Origin of the sequence: Syntrophorhabdus sp. (assembly GCA_012719415.1) — a bacterium.
GTDB lineage: Bacteria > Desulfobacterota > Syntrophorhabdia > Syntrophorhabdales > Syntrophorhabdaceae > Delta-02.
Map to the genome: position 1 here is coordinate 1 of JAAYAK010000308.1, position 2,157 is coordinate 2,157.

Annotated in this window: 1 protein-coding gene; it reads left to right on the top strand. The window is 58.7% G+C overall.

Going from position 1 to position 2,157, the window contains the following annotated elements; all coding sequences use genetic code 11:
• On the top strand, positions 1 to 1,616 hold a 1,616-nt coding region (locus GXX82_17190; protein ID NLT24781.1), incomplete at its 5' end, for a response regulator.
• Positions 1,617 to 2,157: the final 541 nt, after the last annotated feature.

Sequence of the window (2,157 nt, forward strand, 5' to 3'; positions counted from 1 at the left end):
AGCTCCTCGAGGAGAGCGAAAAAAGGCTTCTCGAAGCGAACATCGACCTCAGGCGCGAGATCGCCGTTCGCTCCCTCGCGGAAAAGGCCCTCGCCGCCGAGAAGGAACGTCTTGCCGTCACGCTCCGCTCCATCGGGGATGGCGTTATCACCGTCGATACGGAGGGCAGGGTCATCCTCATAAACAGCTCCGCCGAAACATTGACGGGTTTCTCGCAGGAGGAGGCCGAGGGCAGGCCCTTTACGGAGGTCTTCTCTCTGCGGGAGCACGACAACCACACTCAGGGCGACAATCCCGTCGGGGCCCTCCTCGGGAACACCGAGCCGGTCTCTCCCTCGACGCCCTCCATGCTTGTCGCCAGGGATGGAACGGAACGGCTCGTGGCCACAACAGCATCGCTCATCCGCGGTGAAGATACCGCGGTCATCGGCGCCGTGATAGTGTTTCGCGACATCACAGAACAGCACAGAATGGAGGCCGAGCTCCTCAAAGCCCGGAAGCTCGAGTCCATCGGCACCCTGGCTGGCGGCATCGCCCACGATTTCAACAACCTTCTCGCGGTCATCCTGGGCAACATATCCTTCGCGCGGATGCTCCTCGACGACGACCAGAAAGCGGTGAGGAGACTCGATGAGGCGGAGAAGGCAACGATCCGGGGCAAAGATCTTTCCTACCGGCTCCTGACCTTCGCCCGGGGCGGCGCGCCGGTGAAGAAGCTGACCATCCTCGACGACGTTATACGCGATGCCGCCGAACTCACCGTGAGCGGATCCACATCAAAATGCGTCTACAGCTTCCCCGAAGACCTCTACAGTGCCCAGGTCGACGAAGGACAGATCAGGCAGGTCATCCACAACCTTGTCATGAACGCCCGGGAATCCATGCCTGATGGGGGAACGATCAGGATAGCCGTCGAGAACGTGAACCTCCTTCAGCCTGAGGGGCCCCTGAACCCCGGCAGGTACATCCGTCTGACCGTTGAGGACACGGGGTGCGGCATCTCTCCCGAGGACCTCGAGCGAGTCTTCGACCCCTATTTCACGACCAAGGAGATGGGCAGCGAGAAGGGAATGGGCCTGGGTCTGGCGATCTGTTATTCCATTGTCAAGAACCATAACGGCTACATCTCCATCTCCTCCGAACAGGGGGTCGGGACAACGGTGTCCGTTTACATCGAGGCCTATGAAGGGGACGCGGAATCATGGCCTGTCCACACCGTAATGCACGAAGGAAAGGGGAGAAAGGTCCTTTACATGGATGACGAGGAACAGGTCCGGGACCTGGCAGGACAGATACTCCAGCACCTGGGATACGATGTCGAGTTTGCCCGGGACGGGGCCGAGGCGATAGAGCTCTTCAGGAACGGGATCACCTCGGGCACTCCCTATGACCTTGTTGTCCTCGACCTTACCGTACCCGGAGGCATGGGGGGGCGCGAGGCACTGGAGAACATCCGCGCCATCAACCCCATGGTCAAGGCGGTGGTATCCAGCGGGTACGTGAACGACACCATCGTGCAAGATTACAGGAAATATGGTTTTTCCGGGGTCGTCGCAAAACCCTATTCCCTGGAGCAATTCAGGAAGGTCATCGAAAGCGTGTTCAACGGAAAGTGATGGGGAACCGTTGAACTCCCGGGCGAAGTGCTGTATAATACCGGAGTTCTGAAGGGGAGTAGCTGCAAGAGACGGGGTCAACAATCCGGACCGAGACTCCTGGCCCTGTTTTCGGTCATAGAACAAGGGACCGACCAAGCGAGACCTTTAGCATGGAGGTTATATTCATGTTGAAGCGTCTCTTTTTTTGTGCCTGCCTTCGGGAACAACGCATGGTCTGGAGAATGGTGAACGGCAGATTTTGCAGCTCATGGGGAAATAGGGTAGTATAGTACTCCATGGGTTGACGGGGATTACCATCAAAGGGGAGTAGCTTCATCGGCACCATCGTCAGTACGTCGGCCTCGAGACCGACCGGTATGCCGGTTAGAGACCCTAACAAGCGAGACCTTTGCCAGAGCGACCGACCGGCGTCAGGGCCGGCCGCATCACAGGAAAGGAGAGAACGATGGAGAACGTCTGTTACCACAGGGAACCGGTGGAATCCCTCTGCGAGCACCTGAAAAGCCGGAACACGGGCCTCGGGAGCGACGAGGCCGTA